Here is a 2,499-nt window from a genome sequence, read left to right as displayed (position 1 = left end):
TACTTCACGTGTAGGCTCGGCGATGGGCGCCTTACCACCTTTCGGTGGTAGGTTTCCCATAGCCTGCCCCCGAACCGTACGTGCAAGTCTCCCTGCATACGGCTCTCCACTGGTAATGTCAGTTTATTTGTCATGAGCATGAATGTTTGCATTACAATGTTTGCATACTGCCAACGTCTTACGCCATTTCTTAATCATCAGTCGGTGCCACTCCGTATCGGTATTTATACCTTTGAGTTTACGGACTTGATACATTACGGTCTTGACATTGGTTGCTCCACACAATTCACATTTGTGCTCCATGAGTCTCTCCGCAAGAGTGGGGAAAGGAAGTACAAACGTGTTAGGTAGATTATCGCAGGTTGCGTCTTTGTCCGGCTCTTGCCTTGCAAAGCCGTCATTATAGAGTATTCGGAACTTGGTTTCTCCTTTCTTTGCTTGATAAGGTATCGCCAGGTCATGGTCTCTTCTGTACTTTCGTATAACCTTGGCAGTTGATGAATTTAGTTTCTTTGCCAAAGTTTTGCAGAAACTATATCGCATTATGTAACCGAATTTACTTCCTGCAAAAGAGATGTTGTCCGCAATCCTATAATATTGGTACAAACCTCTGATTTCAGTTGTATAGCGTGCGCAGATTGTGGCTGGGTCTTCTTTGGTCAGGTAATTGCGTGGCATGGCATACCAGATTTCCTTTCCATTGATTACCCTAAGCTCCATTGCTTTCAGTTCCAATAATTTCTTTTGGACGGAGGCGATAGGCAGAGCCAGTATTATGCGTCCGCTGAACGGTCTCTTCAGCCATCCCAGCTTGTTTCGCTTCATGGCTTCGGATTTTCTGACAGAGATTTCATACCCAAGAAACTTTGCTGAATCCTGCGCATTTGTGATAAGGGTCTTTTCTTCGGAGAGTTCAAGCTTTAGTTTGTCTCTCATGAATATTGTAAAGTTCTCTTTCATTTTCGCACAGTCTGCTTTACTACCAATTACACCGATTAGAAAGTCATCGGCATATCTGATATATTTAAGTCTCTTGTAATTACTATCCATTGCCATAGATGCCGGCACTCTCCGTGTCTTAGCTTCCACCTCTTTCAGTTGTGTCAGCAATTCACGTTTCGTATCCTCATCAGTGGCGTTTCGGATAGTCTTGCGTAATCTTACAGCCTTTCGGCTGTAACTTGCGTGGAGTGGGTTTTCCCGCTTTTTCTTGCCCTTGTCGAATGATTCCGCATATTCACGCATGTATTTATCGAACTTATCAAGGTAGATATTTGCCAAGATAGGGCTTATTATCCCTCCTTGGGGAGTTCCCGAATACGTCTTGTGAAATGTAAAATCTTCGATATATCCAGCCTTTAGGAATTTCCATATCAGTCGAAGAAATCTTTCATCTGATATGCGCTCACGAAGAGTTTCAATCAGAATATGGTGGTCGATGTTGTCGAAGAATCCTTTGATGTCACCTTCGATGAACCAGTTCGCACCAGTGAAAAGAGTTTGGATGGAACGCAAAGCCGTATGACAGCTTCTTCTTGGTCTGAATCCATGCGAGGAATTCTCAAAATGTCCCTCATAGACAGCTTCAAGAATAAGTCTGACGACCTCTTGCACCATCTTGTCTTCGATTGATGGGATGCCCAATGGTCTTTTCTTCCCATTCTTTTTAGGGATATAGACTCTTCGGGCAGGCGTTGGCATGTAACTTTCATCCTTTAGCGCAGCTATCAGATGTCCTATTCTATCAACGCTCATTCCGTCAATGGTCTTACCGTCTGAGCCGGGTGTCATGTTGCCCGGTTTCGCATAAATGCTCTGGTAGGCTACATAAAACATCTGTTCATTGAATAGGATGCGGTACAACCTTTCGTACTTGTAATGCACATCTTTGCTATGTGCAGATAAACTGTTTAATATGGTCTCTGGATTTCTCATACGTCTCACACGTTATCGTTTGACAATATTAAAATTACCGAGCTGTTCCCCTTCGCCATGTACGTGGCTTTCCCACGCTCAGACTACTACGGGAACTCCGTTGCCATGCGGAGTTTTCAGAGCCTGTGCTCATAGCCTTTCGGCATCTCCGTGTAGGCAATCCCCATTTAGTGGACTTGATAACTTGGCTTGACAGACTGTCGGATGCAACGTACATCCCTTTCTGTTCTCTGACGGATATGTCGCAGTAAATTCCTTGCCCATCACTCCGTTCAATAAGCGTGGGTACTGCGAGGCAACGTATATAACTGCTTTCCGTTGCCACCTCTACATTAGTCATAGGACTATTGTTCAACCAATCAGGTTTCATCCTCGTGCCTGTCTTTTCCCATAGCAATTCAGTCGCAGTTTAGCAATTAACTGACTTATCGCGTTACCGACATGCTTCACTCCCCGTTTGGTTTCCCATTCGGATAAGTCGGTCTGGGATAGGTTTATAAATTGGAATACTAACCTAATCACTTGCCAAAGTGATTATTATCAAGCCCCTATTATGGGCGCACT

The 2,499-nt window shown here is 44.2% G+C and carries 2 protein-coding genes; both read right to left on the bottom strand.

What is annotated here, in order from left to right:
• Positions 1-123 precede the first annotated feature (123 nt).
• On the bottom strand, positions 124-1,935 hold the full coding sequence (locus DXA54_RS27475; protein WP_044545269.1) for a reverse transcriptase/maturase family protein: 1,812 nt from the start codon (positions 1,933-1,935) through the stop codon (positions 124-126).
• A gap of 34 nt (positions 1,936-1,969) precedes the next feature.
• Positions 1,970-2,305 carry a hypothetical protein gene (locus DXA54_RS27470; protein WP_228683657.1) on the bottom strand — a complete coding sequence of 112 codons (336 nt, stop codon included), beginning with the start codon at positions 2,303-2,305 and terminating at the stop codon, positions 1,970-1,972.
• Positions 2,306-2,499 lie beyond the last annotated feature (194 nt).

The organism is Bacteroides sp. OF03-11BH (assembly GCF_003604005.1).
Taxonomy (GTDB): domain Bacteria; phylum Bacteroidota; class Bacteroidia; order Bacteroidales; family Bacteroidaceae; genus Bacteroides; species Bacteroides ovatus.
Note: the sequence above shows the minus strand (reverse complement) of the source record. Positions and strands in the feature narration are given on the sequence as shown.

Excerpts from the sequence above, each read along its gene's own strand:
- DXA54_RS27470 (WP_228683657.1), bottom strand. The coding sequence starts at position 2,305 with ATGAAACCTGATTGGTTGAACAATAGTCCTATGACTAATGTAGAGGTG.
- DXA54_RS27475 (WP_044545269.1), bottom strand. The coding sequence starts at position 1,935 with ATGAGAAATCCAGAGACCATATTAAACAGTTTATCTGCACATAGCAAA.